The organism is Bacillus sp. E214, assembly GCF_008087365.1.
Lineage (GTDB): Bacteria > Bacillota > Bacilli > Bacillales > Pradoshiaceae > Pradoshia.
On sequence record NZ_VENN01000002.1, the window covers coordinates 169,039 to 188,171 of the forward strand.

20 protein-coding genes are annotated in these 19,133 nt (G+C 40.9%); 18 read left to right on the plus strand and 2 right to left on the minus strand.

All coding sequences use genetic code 11. The features are described from left to right. Window positions 1-89: 89 nt before the first annotated feature. The 6 genes from FHY47_RS10100 (at window position 90) to prmC (ending at window position 6,447) form a co-directional block, all read left to right on the plus strand. Window positions 90-1,376: a UDP-N-acetylglucosamine 1-carboxyvinyltransferase gene (locus FHY47_RS10100; RefSeq protein WP_066109346.1), complete on the plus strand. Its 1,287-nt coding sequence runs from the start codon at window positions 90-92 to the stop codon at window positions 1,374-1,376. Between the two features lie 386 nt (window positions 1,377-1,762). Next, on the plus strand, window positions 1,763-3,046 hold the full coding sequence (gene rho / locus FHY47_RS10105) for a transcription termination factor Rho (RefSeq protein WP_066109343.1): 1,284 nt from the start codon (window positions 1,763-1,765) through the stop codon (window positions 3,044-3,046). Window positions 3,047-3,169: 123 nt separating this feature from the next. After that, window positions 3,170-3,388, plus strand: a complete 219-nt coding sequence (gene rpmE, locus FHY47_RS10110) for a 50S ribosomal protein L31 (protein WP_066109340.1) — start codon at window positions 3,170-3,172, stop codon at window positions 3,386-3,388. A 283-nt stretch (window positions 3,389-3,671) separates the two neighbouring features. Beyond that, window positions 3,672-4,310, plus strand: coding sequence for a thymidine kinase (locus FHY47_RS10115; protein WP_066109338.1), 639 nt, complete (start codon window positions 3,672-3,674; stop codon window positions 4,308-4,310). A 200-nt stretch (window positions 4,311-4,510) separates the two neighbouring features. Beyond that, entirely contained in the window at window positions 4,511-5,581 is a 1,071-nt protein-coding gene (gene prfA / locus FHY47_RS10120) for a peptide chain release factor 1 (RefSeq protein WP_066109335.1), read from the plus strand. A gap of 5 nt (window positions 5,582-5,586) precedes the next feature. Beyond that, window positions 5,587-6,447 carry a peptide chain release factor N(5)-glutamine methyltransferase gene (gene prmC / locus FHY47_RS10125; RefSeq protein ID WP_066109759.1) on the plus strand — a complete coding sequence of 287 codons (861 nt, stop codon included), beginning with the start codon at window positions 5,587-5,589 and terminating at the stop codon, window positions 6,445-6,447. Window positions 6,448-6,921: 474 nt separating this feature from the next. Here the strand turns inward: prmC and FHY47_RS10130 are convergent, their stop codons facing one another. Further along, on the minus strand, window positions 6,922-7,293 hold the full coding sequence (locus tag FHY47_RS10130; RefSeq protein WP_148630377.1) for a DUF2500 domain-containing protein: 372 nt from the start codon (window positions 7,291-7,293) through the stop codon (window positions 6,922-6,924). A 136-nt stretch (window positions 7,294-7,429) separates the two neighbouring features. Between FHY47_RS10130 and spoIIR the strand changes: the two genes are divergently transcribed. The 10 genes from spoIIR (at window position 7,430) to upp (ending at window position 15,143) form a co-directional block, all read left to right on the plus strand. Then, a complete protein-coding gene (gene spoIIR / locus FHY47_RS10135) occupies window positions 7,430-8,239 on the plus strand; it encodes a stage II sporulation protein R (RefSeq protein ID WP_066109756.1) in 810 nt (269 codons plus the stop codon). 262 nt (window positions 8,240-8,501) lie between these two features. Beyond that, on the plus strand, window positions 8,502-8,936 hold the full coding sequence (locus FHY47_RS10140) for a GNAT family N-acetyltransferase (protein ID WP_066109331.1): 435 nt from the start codon (window positions 8,502-8,504) through the stop codon (window positions 8,934-8,936). Window positions 8,937-9,107: 171 nt separating this feature from the next. Next, window positions 9,108-10,160, plus strand: a complete 1,053-nt coding sequence (locus tag FHY47_RS10145; protein WP_148630380.1) for an L-threonylcarbamoyladenylate synthase — start codon at window positions 9,108-9,110, stop codon at window positions 10,158-10,160. Window positions 10,161-10,213: 53 nt separating this feature from the next. After that, on the plus strand, window positions 10,214-10,774 hold the full coding sequence (locus FHY47_RS10150; protein WP_066109327.1) for a manganese efflux pump MntP: 561 nt from the start codon (window positions 10,214-10,216) through the stop codon (window positions 10,772-10,774). 78 nt (window positions 10,775-10,852) lie between these two features. Then, a complete protein-coding gene (locus FHY47_RS10155) occupies window positions 10,853-11,296 on the plus strand; it encodes a low molecular weight protein arginine phosphatase (protein WP_148630382.1) in 444 nt (147 codons plus the stop codon). Between the two features lie 48 nt (window positions 11,297-11,344). Beyond that, window positions 11,345-11,782: a ribose 5-phosphate isomerase B gene (gene rpiB / locus FHY47_RS10160; RefSeq protein WP_066109324.1), complete on the plus strand. Its 438-nt coding sequence runs from the start codon at window positions 11,345-11,347 to the stop codon at window positions 11,780-11,782. Between the two features lie 22 nt (window positions 11,783-11,804). Further along, a complete protein-coding gene (locus tag FHY47_RS10165) occupies window positions 11,805-12,374 on the plus strand; it encodes a TIGR01440 family protein (RefSeq protein WP_148630384.1) in 570 nt (189 codons plus the stop codon). Between the two features lie 107 nt (window positions 12,375-12,481). Then, window positions 12,482-13,723, plus strand: a complete 1,242-nt coding sequence (glyA, locus tag FHY47_RS10170; RefSeq protein WP_139892080.1) for a serine hydroxymethyltransferase — start codon at window positions 12,482-12,484, stop codon at window positions 13,721-13,723. A 150-nt stretch (window positions 13,724-13,873) separates the two neighbouring features. Continuing rightward, entirely contained in the window at window positions 13,874-14,014 is a 141-nt protein-coding gene (locus FHY47_RS18930) for a hypothetical protein (RefSeq protein WP_187393467.1), read from the plus strand. Window positions 14,015-14,513: 499 nt separating this feature from the next. Next, a complete protein-coding gene (gene upp / locus FHY47_RS10180) occupies window positions 14,514-15,143 on the plus strand; it encodes a uracil phosphoribosyltransferase (protein WP_066109318.1) in 630 nt (209 codons plus the stop codon). 191 nt (window positions 15,144-15,334) lie between these two features. On the opposite strand, the gene FHY47_RS10185 is transcribed toward upp, so the two are convergent. Beyond that, window positions 15,335-15,922, minus strand: coding sequence for a hypothetical protein (locus FHY47_RS10185; protein WP_066109314.1), 588 nt, complete (start codon window positions 15,920-15,922; stop codon window positions 15,335-15,337). Window positions 15,923-16,138: 216 nt separating this feature from the next. Here FHY47_RS10185 and FHY47_RS10190 point away from each other — a divergent pair, with 216 nt between their 5' ends. Together FHY47_RS10190 and FHY47_RS10195 are read left to right on the plus strand one after the other, a co-directional pair. After that, on the plus strand, window positions 16,139-18,328 hold the full coding sequence (locus tag FHY47_RS10190) for a S8 family serine peptidase (protein ID WP_139892081.1): 2,190 nt from the start codon (window positions 16,139-16,141) through the stop codon (window positions 18,326-18,328). A 400-nt stretch (window positions 18,329-18,728) separates the two neighbouring features. Then, window positions 18,729-19,127 (plus strand): ATP synthase subunit I, encoded by a 399-nt coding sequence (locus tag FHY47_RS10195; protein WP_077248192.1) that lies wholly within the window; start codon window positions 18,729-18,731, stop codon window positions 19,125-19,127. Window positions 19,128-19,133 lie beyond the last annotated feature (6 nt).

Consider the following 19,133-nt stretch of genomic DNA (forward strand, 5'->3'; position numbering starts at 1 on the left):
AGCTTTAATTCAGGTGATTTTTGTGGTAATATTTACCTTATTCTCGCCGGACGGATAAAATCACATCAAGGGCGCAGAAGGGAGTTATTATGGAAAAGCTTAAAATAGCGGGTGGGTATCCGCTAAAAGGGGAAGTTCGCATAAGTGGTGCAAAGAATAGTGCAGTTGCTTTAATACCAGCAACTATTCTTGCTGACTCATCTGTAACAATTGAGGGGCTTCCAAATATCTCTGACGTAGAAATGCTTAAAGGATTACTTGAAGAAATCGGCGGTCAGGTAACACTTGACTCAACTGAAATGACTGTTGATCCGAGTAAGATGATATCAATGCCTCTTCCAAACGGAAGGGTCAAACAATTACGTGCCTCCTATTATTTAATGGGAGCGATGCTCGGTAAATTTAAGAAAGCAGTTATTGGCTTGCCGGGGGGATGCTATTTGGGACCTCGCCCAATTGATCAGCATATCAAAGGATTTGAAGCTCTCGGTGCTCAGGTAACAAATGAGCAGGGGGCAATCTATTTGCGTGCTGAAGAATTACGTGGAGCCCGAATCTACCTGGATGTTGTCAGCGTAGGAGCAACGATTAATATCATGCTCGCAGCTGTATTAGCTAAAGGCAAAACCATTATTGAAAATGCTGCGAAAGAGCCGGAAATTATCGATGTTGCAACATTGTTAACGAATATGGGAGCCCGTATCAAAGGTGCAGGTACGGATGTCATTCGTATCGAGGGTGTCGAAAAACTTCATGGTTGCAGACATACCATTATTCCTGACCGTATCGAGGCAGGAACCTATATGATTGTTGCCGCAGCAGTTGGAGAAGGTATATTGATTGATAATGTAATACCGCAGCATCTTGAATCCCTGATTGCAAAGCTAAGAGAAATGGGAATTGATATTGAAGAGCGGGACGACCAGATTTATATACCGAAGGCTGAAAAATTAAAAGCAGTAGATATAAAAACCCTTGTATATCCTGGTTTCCCTACGGATTTACAGCAGCCCTTAACAGCATTATTGACGAAGGCTACTGGATCTTCCGTTGTTACGGATACCATATATGGATCTCGATTTAAACATATAGATGAATTAAGCAGGATGAACGCCGATATTAAGGTAGAAGGCCGTTCTGCAATTATTAATGGACCTGTTCAGCTTAATGGAGCAAAAGTGAAGGCAAGTGATTTGCGCGCCGGAGCTGCTTTAATTATTGCTGGTCTATTAGCAGAGGGAGTTACCGAAATAACCGGTGTCGAGCATATCGATCGGGGATACAGCTTTATAGTGGACAAGCTTTCAGGACTGGGAGCGACCATATGGAGAGAACAATTATCGCCGAGAGAGATTGAGCAGCTTAAGAATTCTTAATGTAACAATCTAAATAAGAAACCAAATTTGGTTATGAAAACGTAATTTAGATAAAAATAGTAGTTCCTCCAGGTGAAAATCTGGAGGACTTTATTATAAAAATTATGAAATTGTGATATATTGAGAATGTTGCAATAGTTTTAAAAACCTCTATGTGATGTTAATAGTTGAAGTCTGAATCAAAAGCGAGTAAAATGGATTTGTTTTTGAGAAAAAAATAGAATAGAATATAATTGCTAATGAAAGCAACAAATGGTTTACGTGGATTTAAACCGCAACTCATCCTTTTACCTTCCTAAATATTTTCTTCTTGATAACCCTATCCATGTAGTAATAAACAAATCACTAAAATCAATCTAATTAATTTACTGAAGTGTGGTGTCATAATGGAATTAACAATTTCCGATTTAGAGAATTTAAAGCTAAAAGAGCTTTATGAACAAGCTAAAAAGTATAAAGTGTCCTATTATAGTAAGCTGACAAAGAAAGAATTGATCTTTGCCATCTTAAAAGCTCAGGCGGAGCGAGATGGGTACCTATTCATGGAAGGTGTTTTAGAAATCATTCCATCTGAAGGGTTTGGATTCCTAAGACCGATCAATTACTCACCAAGTTCAGAGGATATCTATATTTCGGCATCTCAGATTCGCCGATTTGATCTAAGAAACGGTGATAAAGTATCCGGTAAGGTACGTCCTCCAAAAGAAAATGAACGGTATTATGGATTATTGCATGTTGAAGCAGTGAATGGGGATAATCCTGAATCAGCTAAGGAGAGGGTGCATTTCCCTGCATTAACTCCGCTGTATCCTGATCGTCAGGTTGTACTTGAAACAACTCCCCGCAATGTATCTACACGTGTAATGGATATCGTAGCACCTGTTGGTTTTGGGCAACGTGGATTGATTGTCGCACCTCCAAAGGCTGGTAAAACGATGCTTCTTAAAGAAATCGCCAATGCCATTACAACGAATCACCCGGATGCGGAATTAATCGTCCTTTTAATTGACGAGCGTCCTGAGGAAGTAACAGATATCGAGCGATCTGTACAGGCAGATGTAGTCAGCTCAACATTTGATGAGGTTCCTGAAAACCATATCAAAGTAGCAGAGCTTGTATTAGAGCGTGCTATGCGTCTGGTTGAGCATAAACGAGATGTTATTATTTTAATGGATAGTATAACAAGATTGGCACGTGCTTATAACCTAGTAATCCCTCCAAGCGGCAGAACATTGTCAGGTGGGATTGACCCGGCGGCATTTCACCGTCCGAAGCGTTTCTTTGGAGCTGCCCGTAATATTGAAGAAGGCGGTAGCTTAACCATTTTAGCAACAGCTCTTGTGGATACAGGTTCAAGAATGGATGACGTTATTTACGAAGAATTTAAAGGAACGGGTAATATGGAGCTTCACCTGGATCGCTCACTAGCAGAAAGAAGAATATTCCCTGCTATTGATATTCGCCGATCTGGGACAAGGAAAGAGGAGCTTATTATTCCGAAAGACCATTTGGAAAAATTATGGGCTATTCGCAAAACGATGTCAGATATGCCTGATTTTGCTGAGCGTCTGTTACGAAAACTTAAACAAACTAAAACCAACCAAGAATTCTTTCAATACCTCGATGACGAGATGAAAAAGTCAACGGGCGGATCGAAAAGAATCTTGTAATAGTAGCAGTAGCTGTTGATTTAAAATAACACGTCTGTTATAATATCTTGAGTGTGCTTATACTAAAAAGAGCACGCTTGATAACTCTGTTTCGAAAGACTCAGGGCGGAAGGAGTGGAAAAGATGAAAACAGGAATTCACCCTAATTACAAAACAGCAACTGTTAAATGTGCTTGTGGTAATGAATTTGTAACTGGCTCTGTTAAAGAAGAGGTGCGCGTAGAGGTTTGCAATGAATGCCACCCATTCTACACTGGACGTCAAAAGTTTGCTTCTGCTGATGGACGTGTTGAGCGTTTCAACAAGAAGTATGGTTTCAAATCCCAACAACAAGAACAATAATTTTGATTTTCGGAAACAGGCAGCGGGTAAGCCGCTTGCCTGTTTTTTTGCTTTAAGGCAGACACAGGCTAATGTACTGAGAAAAACATGTTGGTCTGTGTTTGTATGTTTTTAGAGGAGTTATATCAATTTTTTAACAACAAAGGTCTCTATTAACAAATGATAAAAAATCTTTTCTTGAGCAGTTTATGATGTATAATTATCTATTGGTATAGTAAATGCAGGAATGTTACAAGCAAAATCCTAATGAACCTAGTAAAGACAGGAAGGGAGACCCCAACACATGTACGAAACGAAACAATTTGGCTGGATAGAATTAATTTGTGGCAGCATGTTTTCCGGAAAATCTGAAGAACTGATTCGCAGGGTAAGGAGAGCGGTCTTTGCTAAGCAATCCATTGCTGTTTTCAAACCGGCTATTGATAATCGATACAGTGAGGAAGCGGTGGTTTCCCACAATGGAACTTCTGTTATTGCCAAAGGCATTACGCATTCATCCCATATCTTCGATCATATAGATTTAGATACAGATTTAATTGCCATTGATGAAGTGCAGTTTTTTGACGAAGAAATTGTACAGGTTGCTCAGCATTTGGCAGACAGCGGCTATCGAGTAATCCTGGCTGGCCTTGATCAGGATTTTAGAGGAGAGCCATTCGGGCCGATGCCGGAGTTAATGTGCCTGGCAGAACAGGTAACAAAACTACAGGCAGTTTGTTCCGTATGCGGATCCCCTGCAAGCCGGACGCAGCGTTTGATTGATAAGAAGCCTGCAGGCTATGAGGACCCTGTTATTTTAGTGGGTGCATCGGAATCCTATGAGCCAAGATGCCGTCATCATCATGAAGTACCAGGCAAACAAGAAACGGTACATACACCGATTAACGGTGGTATCGAAAACATAAAAACAAACAGGCTTTAAAAGGAATGAACACCTCCGGAGGAATAAGTGGAATTTGGGGGTGTTTTTGTATGTCAGAAATAAAAGGGTATGGCAGATTAAAGGATGTATGTTCATCTTTGCCGTCTCTTTTTTTCGTTTCCGTCTGATTGTGGTACAATAAACAAATCAAATACTGAGGTAAAAACCTCTTTTAAAAACCTGTTAATGAGGTGAAGAAATTGATCGATCGTTTACAAGCGGTAGAAGACCGATATGACAAATTAAATGAGCTTTTGAGTGACCCGGAAATCGTAAATGACACTAAGAAGCTTCGCGAATATTCCAAGGAACAATCAGATATTCAGGAGACTGTCTTTGCGTATCGAGAATATAAAGATGTACGTTCCCAATTTGTTGATGCGAAAGCAATGCTTGAAGAGAAGCTGGATGCTGAAATGCGTGAAATGGTGAAGGAAGAAGTAGATGAACTTTCCGGACAAATGAAAGAGTTGGAAGAAAAGCTTAAAGTATTGCTAATTCCCAAAGATCCTAATGATGATAAAAACGTTATTATGGAAATTCGCGGAGCAGCCGGCGGTGATGAAGCGGCCCTATTCGCAGGAAGTCTTTATAGAATGTACAGCCGTTATGCTGAGGCACAAGGATGGAAGATTGATGTAATGGATTCAAATCCAACGGGGCTTGGCGGTTATAAAGAAATCATCTTTATGATTAATGGAAATGGCGCATACTCCAAGATGAAATTCGAAAACGGTGCCCATCGTGTACAACGTGTCCCTGAAACAGAATCAGGCGGTCGTATTCACACATCAACAGCGACTGTGGCTTGCTTACCGGAGGCAGAAGAGGTTGAGGTTGAAGTTCATGACAAAGATATCCGTGTAGATACGTTTGCATCCAGCGGACCGGGCGGACAAAGTGTTAACACTACCATGTCAGCTGTACGTCTTACTCACGTTCCTACGGGGATTGTTGTATCCTGCCAGGATGAAAAATCCCAGATTAAAAACAAAGAGAAAGCAATGAAAGTATTGCGTGCTCGTATTTATGATAAATTCCAGCAGGAAGCACAGGCTGAGTATGACAGTGCTCGTAAATCTGCAGTCGGAACAGGGGATCGCTCAGAACGTATCCGTACGTATAATTATCCGCAAAACCGTGTTACAGATCACCGCATTGGATTAACCATTCAAAAGCTGGATCAAATCATGGAAGGCAAATTGGATGAAGTGATTGATGCATTGATTGTTGAGGACCAGGCTAGCCGTCTTCAAAATGCGGAGGATTAAGAATGATGAAAGTGTATGAAGCTCTTCGATGGGCTTCTTCTTTTTTAAGGGAGAATGGCCGTGATGAAAATGCTGGAGAATGGCTGTTGATGAATCAGCTGGGTCTATCCCGTGCTCAAATGCTTGCGAATATGCATGATGAGTTAACGGAAGAGGAAGAAGCTATCTTTATAAAGGATGTAAAAAAGCATGGAATCGAAGCAGTACCTGTGCAGCATATAATTGGCAGCGAGGAGTTTTATGGCAGGACATTTCTGGTGAATGGAGATGTATTGATTCCGCGTCCTGAAACGGAAGAGCTGATATTTCATGCCTTAGCTAAACTAAAAAAGCTTTTCAATCCTGAAGAGAAGCTGGACATGGCTGATATTGGGACAGGCAGCGGGATTATTGCGATTACGATGGCCTTGGAATGCCCAGGTATGAAAGTGACGGCTGTCGATTTGTCAGAGAAAGCATTGAAACAGGCAGCTGAAAATGCTCAACGCCTTCAGGCTGAGGTGGCGTTCTTGCAGGGGGATTTGCTCAAACCATTAATAGATGCTGGTAAAAGGGTGAATGTTCTTCTTTCTAATCCTCCTTATATTCCTGAATCAGATCATGCAATCCTTTCGGATGTGGTTAAAAACCATGAACCTCATCTCGCCTTGTTTGCTGGAAATGATGGCTTGGATTGTTATCGCCAAATTACATCAGATCTGCCAAGTGTACTTGCAGACAAAGCATTGGTTGGATTTGAAGTAGGCGCCGGTCAGGGAGAGCAAGTAGCAGAACTAATGCAAGCTGTTTACCCTGAAGCCCATGTAGAAGTCCTGTTCGATATCAACGGAAAAGATCGAATGGTCTTTGGCGAAATAAAAAGCTGAAACGGCTTGATCAGAAGCGAGGAGCATAAGACAGGGGCTCGGAGGGAGGTGCTCTTCCCTCCCGCAGAGGTCATGCTTATGTCCTGAGCTTCTAGCCGTTGAAGCTAGATTACATAAAAAGCTGAAGGGCCTGTATCGATGAACGAAGACTAAGAACGCCACGTCCTGTGGCAACGTCTTCATGACCAACATCCTGTAGGCCCGCGACGAGCATAAGATGAATACTCGGAGGGATGCGTTCTTCTCTCCTGTAGAGTATTTGCTTATGACTCGAGCTCCTAGGCCCAGAAGCTGGATTACATAAAAAGCTGAGGCGACTGCCCAGCTCCGACAAGCATAAGGAGAGGCATGAAGGGAGGCTATTAAGGAACAAAGACTAAGAACGCCACATCGTGTGGCAACGTCTTTGTGATCAACTTCCTGTTGACCTCCGTAGTGGCTATCCTTATGACCTCGAGGAGCTAGGAGTCGAAGCTAGATTCTCAAAAATCCGAGATACCGTGTGCCCTGAAAAGATAGATTCCCAATATCTCCTTCTGCTAACATCCCGTAGTCTTTTCCACTTAAAGTCAATTCCATTCGGTCGCCGCTTTCCATCTCAAACGTCGCATAATACCAGGTATTGGACGAATTGTCACTTCCTCTGCTCTCTGATCGTTTGGTGACAACCTTAGCAACTACATTCAGCCTGGGCTGTTTATTATTATGACTCCATTTAGATAGGCTTTTGATGATAATAAATAGAAAAGTGCCAATGACTAAAATAAAAATAATACCAAAGATGATTGGAAATCCAGTTAAAAAAATGCCAAAGAACCCACCATCATCCATCAAAAAATTATCCATTTTTATACTCTCCCTTCCCTTAATTTCAAGAATGCGGTAAATAAAACGCAGTAGAAATAAAATTCAGATAATTATAGTTTAAGATAGAAAAAAACTGTCCACACTGTTTGTAAGTGAAGGGACGGTGTTTACGATGATGGCAAAAAAATATTTGCCTTTAATATATATTGTATTACTTTGTGCGGCAACAATGACTGGAATGATTACACCGAAAAACAGTTCTTCTGCGACAGAAACAGAGGTTCAAGTAATCCCGAATGAAGCGATCCGCTTACGGATCTTAGCAAACAGTAATAAAGAAGCTGACCAGGAATTGAAACGATCCATCAGGGATGAGGTCAATAAAGAAATTAACAAATGGGTAGCAGAATTAACTTCAATTGAGGAAGCCAGAAAAGTGATTGGTTCCCGTTTGTCTGATATAGAAGCTATAGCTGAAGATGTTATGGTCAAAGAAGGTAATGTACAAAAGATACAGGTTGATTTTGGTGAAACTGTTTTTCCAACTAAGCTATATGGACAATATTTATATCCGGCAGGCAAGTATGAAGCTATTAAAATCACATTGGGTGAGGGTCAAGGTGAGAACTGGTGGTGCGTCCTTTTCCCGCCGCTATGCTTTCTGGATTTCAACAGCGGAACAGCTGTAGCAAATGATTCAGCGTATGAAGAGTCAGCTGAAGAAGTTGAGCCAGTTAATAATAGTATGAACGAGGAAACTGCAGAACAAACGCAAACGGATGATCAAAAAATACAACCGATTAAGACTGCCGCCCAAACGGATAAATCGATTGAAAAGGCAGAAGATCAAGAAACGCAAATGGATTACGAGAACCAGTCTGAAGAAGCCGGACAAGATATCGCCCCTCCTGTTTATGAAAATCAGGATGAAGAGCCGGTTAAGGTGAAATTCTTTTTAAAAGAGATCTTGAAGGATTTGTTTTGAGAAACAGAATAGTACTCGGAGCAAATCAAGTTAAAAGTACAAATAGGAAGTGTTGTGCTGGAGCCGAAGTGGTTTCAGAATAGAGCGGGAAACTGGGAAATACCAGCCGAAGTTGAACAGAATTCAGCCGAACTGGCATAGAATTCAGCTGAATTTGCCAAAATAGCAGCCAACCGGATAATCAGCCTGATCCGGTTCTATTTTCCCTATTAATTCATATCCATATAGTAGTTGTGATTTGATAGTGAAGGGAGAATAGAAGGTGTATTATTTATCTATATCAAAAAGTACCGATATTGAAGGAATTGAGCGGTTTGCGGCACCTCAAGGAGTTGAGCTGCATCATGAAGACATTAGTTCAGGAAAATTTGTTTTATTAAAAGAAGAAGGCTCTATTAAAGGAATGATTGGTCTGGAGCCATGTGGAGATTATGGGGTGCTTAGGTCTTTTCTGTTTAAAGAGGAGGCTCAGGTGCAAGTACCTGCCCTGTTTGAAACGATCTTGGCTTTAGCAAAGGAAAAAGGGTTGAAAAAGATATTTCTGATATCGAATAAACTGCAAGCGTTAGGATTTTTTGAGGCTCTTCAATTTGAAAGAGTGAAAAACGGGGAGATTCCTAAAGACGTAAGAGATTCCTCGGTTGTGGAAAAGGTGTGGACAATAAACGAAACATATATCATGGAAAGAGCCCTATAAGGATGAAATTATCCACGATTTTATTGGCTTTATTCACAGACTGTGGATAAAGCTTGTTTTATTGTATAAATTCTTTTATACTTGCAAGGTGATTTTGTGAAAAATGTCGAGGAATCCTTATTTAATAAGTAATTTATAGAGAATGTTGTAGATTGGTGGCAGGTGATAATAGTGGAAACAAAAATGTGGACAGTGGATAAAACTGTGGATAAAGAAGAGGGTTATCCACAATTGATGGATGCGGCCCAAAAATTGAAAGCCGGAGAGCTGATTGCTTTTCCGACTGAAACGGTTTATGGACTTGGAGCAAATGCTTTACTTGGAGGGTCTGTAGCAGCTATTTATGAGGCGAAGGGAAGACCGAGTGATAATCCTTTAATCGTCCATATTGGAGAAAAGGAACAGGTTCATGGATTGGTAGGAGAAATTCCTGCAGTCGCAGATAAACTAATGGAACAATTTTGGCCAGGTCCGTTGACGCTAATTTTCCAAAAGAAAGAGGGCGTGTTCCCGGATGTTGTAACAGCAGGTCTTTCATCAGTAGCGATCCGAATGCCGGATCATCCGGTGGCATTGGATTTACTGAAAAAGGCGGGCTGTCCCACAGCCGCGCCAAGTGCAAATCTGTCTGGTAAACCAAGTCCGACAACAGCAGAGCATGTTCGCGAGGATTTAGATGGTAAAATTGCTGGGATCGTGGATGGAGGTCCAACTGGGGTTGGCTTGGAATCAACAGTACTTGATGTGACTGGCTGTATTCCGCAAATACTTAGACCTGGTGGTATTACGCGTGAACAACTGGAGAAGGTAGTCGGTGAAGTGTCTGTGGACCCTGGCTTGGTGAAGGACAGTGATGCACCGAAAGCTCCTGGTATGAAATATACACATTACGCACCGAAAGCCCCATTGACCTTGGTTGAGGGTACCCCTCAGTTTATCCAAACATTAATAAATGAAGAGCGGGACTTAGGTAAGCGAGTGGGTGTGTACACGGTTGACGAACATGCCCATTTGTATGAAGCTGATGTTATTATTACTGGCGGAAGCCGTGAGCAGCTGGACACTGTGGCTGAAAAAATGTATGGAGTGCTGCGCCAATTTGATAAAGAGCAGCCAGATCTAATTTTCGGAGAAGTGTATCCGGAGGATGGGATTGGGATTGCAATCATGAATCGCTTGAAGAAAGCGGCAGGAGGAAGAATCATCACACAAGACAAGTTCTAATTGATCCGGGACAGGCATATGTTTATTTAGGCTGGTCCCGGGAGGTTACTTGGATGGAACAAACGATGGTTGAATTTTTTGGCCTGCTTTTTATGGCTTTCGCACTCGGAATGGATGCCTTCTCAATTGGATTGGGAATGGGATCGTACAAGCTGAGGCTTAAGCAAGTACTCATCATTGGTTTTACTGTTGGTATTTTTCATGTGTGGATGCCGCTCTTGGGTATCTTTTCAGGAAAGTTATTATCCGCTCAGTTTGGATTGTTTGCCTCATACGCCGGTGCTGGTTTATTACTATTTCTTGGCTTGCAAATGCTGCTCACTGGAATTCAGGGTAAAGGTGAAACGGTTGTGGCTCCAGTTGGAACAGGATTGATTCTATTTGCGATAAGTGTCAGTTTGGATAGTTTCTCAGTTGGACTGAGCCTCGGAATGCTGGGATCCCGAGCGCTGATGACCATCCTGTGCTTTGGCTTTGCCGCCTTTTTCTTGACGGTGTCAGGGTTGTTGTTAGGGAGAAGAGTACATACATATCTCGGCAAATACAGCCTTGTTTTTGGGGGGAGCATCATGTTTGCGGTTGGGTTAAAGATCATCCTGCACCTGCATGGATAAAGATGTGTATCAGATTAATCTGATACATTTTTTTATTGTCCGTAAATATTCTATAATGGGGACAGGAGGGAAAATACGTTGAAGAATATTTTATTCGTTTGTACAGGAAATACATGTCGAAGTCCTATGGCAGAAGCTATTTTGCGAAATTATAATCTGTTTGATATAGAAGTAAAATCAGCAGGGGTTTATGCCTATGGGGGTCAAACGGCATCTGAGTATACGGTTACGGTACTTGATAAACACAAAATTGCGCAGGACCATGCCTCATCTCCATTAAAAGGAGAAGACATCGAGTGGGCAACCTATGTATTAACGATGACAGAAGGCCATAAGCAGTTAATTGCTTCGCATTACCCTCAGGCGATTGAAAAGACGTTTACATTAAAGGAATTTGTAAGTGACGATCCTGGGAACAGAGATATTTCAGATCCATTCGGGGGTAATGAACAAGTATATGAGCAAACTTTCCATGAATTATCTAAATGGATTAAAAAGCTTGTGGAAAAATTAAAAGACTAGATTTAGGATAGAAACTGTGCAGTTCAAATTGAAGGGAGCCATGTTACCATGAAAGTTATCATTGCATCAGATCACGGTGGAATAAATATAAGAAAAGAAATTATGAACCTAATGGAAGAGCTTGAGATTCAATATGAGGATTTTGGATGCGATTGTGAAACATCTGTTGATTATCCGGATTATGCGTTGCCTGTTGCTGAAAGAGTGGCAAAAGGAGAATTTGACAGAGGGATTTTGATCTGCGGTACTGGAATCGGAATGAGCATCGCGGCGAATAAAGTAAAAGGAATTCGTGCAGCATTGGTACATGATATGTTTAGTGCCCAAGCTACAAGAGCTCATAATAACAGTAACGTACTAACAATGGGAGAGCGTGTAATTGGTCCTGGTTTAGCCAGAGAAATTGCCCGCGTTTGGCTGACAACGGAATTTGAAGGCGGCCGCCATGAAACACGGATTGGAAAAATAGCTGAGGCAGAAAAATAAATCTTAGAAGGGCAGTAGAAGAATGAGTGAGATTAATTTAAAAGAAATAAAAACTCAGGTGACTGCCATTCTCGAAGATTTGGAAGCTCATTTTCCGATGAATGGCCGTTTGTTGGTAATTGGCTGCAGTACAAGTGAAGTAATCGGAAAGCGAATTGGTACAAGCGGGACGATGGAAGTGGCACAAGCAATCTTTGAGGCCATATATGATTTTTCTAAACAAAAGGGAGTCTACTTGGCTTTTCAGGGTTGTGAACATATTAATAGGGCTCTGATTATTGAACGAAAGACAGCTATTCAATATAATCTGGATGAAGTCTCAGTTGTGCCTGCCCGGAATGCGGGTGGAGCATTGGCCGCTTGTGCATTTGCTAATTTCGAGAATGCAGTTGTGGTTGAGCATATTCGTGCTGATGCAGGCATCGATATTGGGGATACAATGATTGGAATGCATCTGAAGCATGTTGCAGTCCCGTTGCGTTCAGCGATTAGAGAGATTGGGAAGGCGCATGTAACATTTGCTATGACCCGGCCGAAACTGATAGGTGGGCCGAGAGCTCAATATGATAGAGTAAATATTAGAGAAATGTAAGAATTATACGTCAATGGAATAAATGACTATTGTCCTTTTTCGTGCTAGAATTGAAGGGATTAAATTGAAGATTTGTCCGTTTTGACGAAAAGGGAGGAAGCTATAAGATGAGGCATTTGCAAAAGCAAGACTCGCAAGTATTTGATGCAATTCAACAAGAATTGGGCAGACAACGCGGTAAGATTGAGCTGATTGCTTCAGAAAACTTTGTCAGCGAAGCAGTAATGGAAGCTCAAGGATCCGTGCTTACGAATAAGTATGCGGAAGGATATCCAGGCAGACGCTATTACGGCGGCTGTGAATATGTGGACGTAGTTGAGGATTTGGCTAGGGAACGTGCCAAAAAGATATTTGGTGCGGAGCATGCAAACGTACAGCCACATTCAGGCGCTCAAGCAAATATGGCTGTTTACTTTACGATTTTGAATCCAGGAGATACGGTACTTGGAATGAACCTATCCCACGGAGGCCACTTAACTCACGGAAGCCCTGTAAACTTCAGCGGAATCCAATACAATTTTGTTGAATACGGTGTTGATGAAAAAACCCATCTTATAAATTACGAGGATGTTAGAGAGAAAGCAATCCAGTGTAAGCCTAAATTGATTGTTGCCGGTGCGAGTGCGTATCCACGTTCAATTGATTTCAAGAAATTCCGTGAAATTGCAGATGAAGTAGGCGCCTATTTAATGGTGGACATGGCTCATATTGCAGGGCTTGTTGCAGCCGGTTTGCACCCAAGTCCAGTTCCTTATGCGGAATTCGTCACGACGACAACTCACAAGACATTGCGCGGACCACGCGGAGGAATGATCCTTTGCAGAGAAGAGTTTGCCAAGAAAATAGACAAGTCCATTTTCCCTGGTATTCAGGGAGGACCTCTAATGCATGTAATTGCTGCAAAAGCAGTGGCATTTGGCGAGGCACTTCAGGATTCCTTTACAGACTATGCAAAGGAAATTATAGAGAATGCAAAACGCCTTGGTGAAAGTCTGCAGAAGGAAGGACTTACGCTCGTTTCAGGCGGTACAGATAATCACTTATTATTAATCGATGTCCGCTCCATCAACTTAACTGGTAAAGTAGCAGAAAAGGTACTGGACGATATTGGTATTACAGTGAACAAAAATACGATTCCATTTGACCCAGAAAGCCCATTTGTAACGAGTGGGGTTCGTATTGGAACAGCGGCTGTTACAAGCCGTGGATTCAAATTGGAGGATATGGATGAAATCGCGGCAATCATCAGTCTCGCGCTCAAGAACCATGAGGACGAAGAGAAACTGAAAGAAGCTGCAGAGCGAGTGACTAAGCTATCTGGAAAATATGAATTATACCCTGAGTATTAAGGGTGAATAGAAGAGGTGTTGGCGAGTCTGATAGGACTTATCGACACCTCTTTTTATGATGTTTGGCAGTATAACATGTCGTTTTATATGGTTTGGGCAAAATGATGCTGAATGGCGATCAATGAGCCTTGAAATTTAGGAATGGCTGGAATGAGGAGTGTTTTGGCTGGTAAAATCCGTGGGTCGGCTAAATTAATGTCAAAATCGGCTGGAATAATCGCCGCATTGGCTCAATTAATTCTCATTTCCGCTCAATTCACGGAAATTTCACATCCATTTACGCTTCTATAACGATTTTAACTCTTTAAAAAGTGGATAATAGAGAAGAAGGTATAGAATCAAGTTTTAATAAAAAACTAATGAAGACTAAAAAGCTGAGGCGACTGCCCAGCTCCGACAAGCATAAGAGGAGGCACGTAGGGAGGCGCTCTTTCCTCCCGTAGTGGCTACACTTATGACCTCGAGGAGCTAGGAGCCGAAGCTAGATTGAATAAAAAGCTGAAACTGATTTAGGGAACGAAGACTAAAATCGCCACGTCCTGTGGCAACGTCTTCATGACCTACATCCTGTAGGCCCGCGAGGAGTATAAGACAGGATCTCGGAAGGAGGTGTACTTCCCTCCTGCAGAGGTCATGCTTATGTCCTGAGCTTCTAGCTGTTGAAGCTAGATTAAATAAACCTTGAATGCGGTAGATTTTGGCATACAGAAACTTAATTGAACTAATGGAGAATTTTCTGTACAATAAAACGAGTGCAAAAATAGGAACATAAAAGTGAGGAGAGATCCATATGGGAAAAGTTTATGTGTTTGACCATCCGTTAATACAGCATAAGTTAACATTTATCCGTGATAAAAATACGGGTACAAAAGAATTCAGAGAATTGGTAGATGAAGTATCTACTTTAATGGCTTTTGAAATCACCCGAGATCTCCCGTTAGAAGAAGTGGAAATTGAAACGCCAGTCAGCAAATCAACATCTAAAACAATTGCGGGTAAAAAAGTAGCCATTATCCCTATTTTACGTGCTGGTCTTGGTATGGTTGACGGCATGATTAAAATTATTCCGGCAGCAAAAGTTGGACATGTAGGTTTATACAGAGATCCAGAAACATTGAAACCAGTTGAGTATTATGTAAAACTTCCTGCTGACGTAGAGGAAAGAGAATTTATTGTAGTTGATCCAATGCTTGCGACAGGTGGATCTGCTGTCGATGCCATTAGCGCAATCAAAAAGCGCGGGGCAAAAAATATTAAATTCGTTTGTCTAGTTGCTGCGCCTGAAGGCGTTAAAGCAGTGGAAGAAGTCCATCCGGATGTCGATATTTTCATCGCTGCACTTGATGAAAAATTGAATGATCACGGCTATATCGTTCCAGGTCTAGGTGACGCGGGCGACAGATTGTTCGGAACAAAATAAAGATAATTTATAGAGGTGTTCATCAGCCGTTTCTGACTGATGAACACCTCTTTTTTTTGCGGATAATTGACTCGTCTTAGATCAAGTAAGCTCTCTGGGCGATACCTCAACTACACCGCTTTAAGGATTCCAGCATATGCTATTCAGGCATAAAAATATGCTGTGATAGCAGAACTGATTTCATTAAAAGCCTAAGATTTTAAATGTTCATCGCGCTCTTTTTTGATTTCTTGAATTCTCTTTATTTCTTCCTGATATTGTTCCTCGACTTCTGATGTGGCCGGAAGGAAGGATTCATTATTATAATCAACCCTTTTTCCGTAACGGATCATTTCATAAATGATCATACCATTATTAGGTTTTCCGTTAATTGTATGCATTGGTATAACGTCAAACAGAACATAATAAATCGCATAGAAAGCAAAGCGATCCCAAAATGTCTTGAACTCCTCAATAAAATGGTTGGCAATTAAAAAGTTGATGAGGAGGGCGATGGATAGGTTCATTAAAATCGGACCTAGATAGATGCAGATGTAAGCAAACTTACTCTTGCGCTTTAATTCATCATACGAAAACCAGCTATATAAGTGGTAGTATTTGCGAATATCGATCATTCCAATTTTTTTGATACGGGGGCCGGAACCAATCGTAAGTCTCGGATTGATTACGCCAAATAACCAGCTGACTAACAGATAGCCTGTCTCCCGAAGAAAAACAACGACAGGCAAGATGATAAAGGCAGAAATCACTAATGACGTAAGATCGGCCAGACCAAACATAACTCTACACATCCTAACTTAAATTACTCATATACCTGACACTCATACCCAGACCTATTTAACATACAAACAGGAAGAATGTGGACATTCATTTTTTTGTAATCAGGAGAATCAATCCATTACCCGAAAATGGAGAACACAGAACAACCACTATTTATTTTTACATGCATAAGAGACTGCCGTTAATCCATTCTAAAAACAAGGATGTGATAATCATTGAAGCAAATTTTAATTGGAGCTTTCATATTTATTCAATTAATAGTATATGCTCCACATAGTTCTGCTGAGGATATAGAGGTGGTGATGATTGAAACAGTAAAAGACACATCAGCTCATCGAGTGGCGAAAGAGCTGATAGAAAAGTATCCAGCAATCAAACCGCGCTATTATTTCAATTTAGTGTGCAACGGCTTTTCTGCTAGCGTACCTTCTATATTAATACCGAGATTAAAAAAGGAAGAATCAGTTTCAGCTATTTTTCTATCGGGTCCAATTAAAGCTACTATTAAAAAGAATTCTCTGCCAAAAGGTCAGCCGCAACTTCAATTCAACCAGCCAATTCAGGCTACGGGCAAAGGTGTAAAGGTCGGAGTGATTGATACGGGAATTGATTATAGGCACCCTGATCTTAAAGCAAACTATAAAGGCGGCTATGATTTAGTGGATCAAGATGAGGACCCAATGGAGACGATGGGGAGCTCTAAAAAAGCAACCATTCATGGGACGCATGTGGCTGGAATTATTGCGGCTAATGGAAAAATGAAAGGGATAGCTCCTGAAGCAAGCATTTATGCATACAGAGCACTAGGGCCGGGAGGATACGGAACAACTGATCAAGTCATTGCTTCAATAGAAAGAGCGGTAAAGGACAAGATGGATATTATCAATCTGTCCTTGGGAGATACGATGAATGGTCCGGATCTTCCTACAAGTAAAGCGCTCGATAAGGTAGTTAAAAAGGGAATAGTGGCTGTTGTAGCAAATGGAAATGATGGACCGGGTATTTGGACGGTAGGTACGCCTGGGACATCAGGGGGAGCGATCAGTGTAGGGGCGAGTTCAGATGCAGGTAAATCGAAGAGGTTGAATTTTACGAAACCATGGGCGGACATTGATTTTCAATTAACAGCAGGCTCCCCCGAGTGGGATTTTTCACATTCTATGATCATGACTTATGCAGGCCTTGGTAAAAGGGAGAATTACGAAAATATCAATGCGAAAAATAAAATTGTGTTAGTGGAGCGGGGAGTAATATCATTTAAAGATAAAGTAAAAAATGCAGTGAATGCCGAAGCTCTGGGTGTAATTATTTTTAATAATGAACCTGGTGAATTAAGCGCTTCTCTCGAAATGAATTCAAAAATTCCCGTAATCACCGTTTCGCAAAAAGATGGGCGAAAAATGAAAAAGGCTCTGGAAAATGGACAACTCACCTGTAGGACAATTGATATAGAAGAAAAAGAGAAATTAGCCTCCTTTAGTTCAAGAGGTCCGGTTATTCATAGCATAGCGATAAAGCCGGATGTAGTAGCGCCAGGTGTGAGAATTGAAAGTACGATACCGGGCGGAACGTATCTTTCTTTGCAAGGAACGAGTATGGCTGCTCCTTATGTGGCGGGGGTGTGTGCATTGATTAAAGAGGTTCATCCTGATTGGAGCCCAGAAAAAATCAAATCGGCTTTAATGACCAGTGCTATATCATTGAAAAATGATAAGGATGAAATATATCATACATTTGAACAGGGAGCTGGTCGGGTAAATGTGAAGGATGCACTGCAAGAGGATACATTTTTAGCTCCGTCATCTGTAACTTTTGGCATGGCAAGCAATGGTCGAATGTATAAAGCGAATATAGTAGTAGAAAATAGAAGTAGTAGAAAAAAGCGATATTATTTTTCTATTCCACGTAAGGAAAGATTTATGACATGGAAACTGCCGTTAGCTTTTGTACTTGAAGGAGGCCAAAAGAAGAAACTGGAAGTTCAGCTTGAATTGGATAATTGGAAAGAGAAAAGTGAACTGGATGATGGTTATCTATACCTCAATGAAGCGGGAAGAAATAAGGTGCGCAAGATCCCTTACATTTTTGCAATGACGAAACCTGATTACCCAATTGCTGAAGGGGTAGAGGTTGTTCAAGAGAAAGGCGATCGCAAGATGGAAATAAGTGTTTATTTACCGTTTGGAGCCGATTCTGTAAGATTTACCTTGTATAATGCAGATTCACTTCTTTACATAAAAGATCTAGTAGAAGTGAAAGGTGTTAAAAGAGGGGTACTTAAACAAAAAGTCGACTTACCGGAAAATATCCTCTCAAATTATTACGAAATTGTGACAGAAGTTGAAAAAGACCATCAAAAAGTAGTGCTTAAGAATACAAATTACTTGAAATTTCAGTTAGAATGAAATTTATACACTTATTTTTAACATAATTGATAATTTATTCTAGTATAGGGAATGGATTTCATACCTATCTGAATTGACAATCATTTTTGCCTATTGTATTCTTACATAGGGTATAAATGGTAGGGTTTTCAAATTGACAGACAATTTTCCATTTATATTGTCAATTGTGTTGATTATATACCTCTAATATACATATCTGAGTTGATTCGATACAAAATAATAATCGCAGTGTTTTTCTGCAACAATTTACAATGTCTGCTGGTTTATTATAATTGATCGGCCCAATGCTTATCGGATCTTTATTGGTGGGTGTCTATAATCGCTTACAGTTGGAACCCCATATTGTCTCCTGATCGGATTGGTGAAAGGTGTATATGCTATCCGTTCAAATAACTACTAAATGGAGAAACCTATTCAAATGCTAGAAGTCCACATTGTTTTCAGACGCTATCTGAGGTATACGTTCACCTTATTATCCATTTATGTTATCCTATGGGGAGTAACCCCTTATAAAACAGAAGCCTTGGGAATGACACTTGGCAGTATAATTGGTATTTATAATATTTGGCTTTTATCAAGAAAAACTGCTCAATTAGGTGAGAAAGTGCTTGAGGGAAGCAGCATGAAATCACTTGGGACAATCTCAAGAATGGCAGCTGCAGTTTTAGCTGTCGCCATTGCTATGCGATATCCTGATCAATTTAATGTTTTTTTTGTCGTATTGGGATTAATGACGGGTTACCTTGTCATTATGATAGATTTAACAATCCATAACATAAGGCGGGGGGAAAAGAGGTGAATTTAG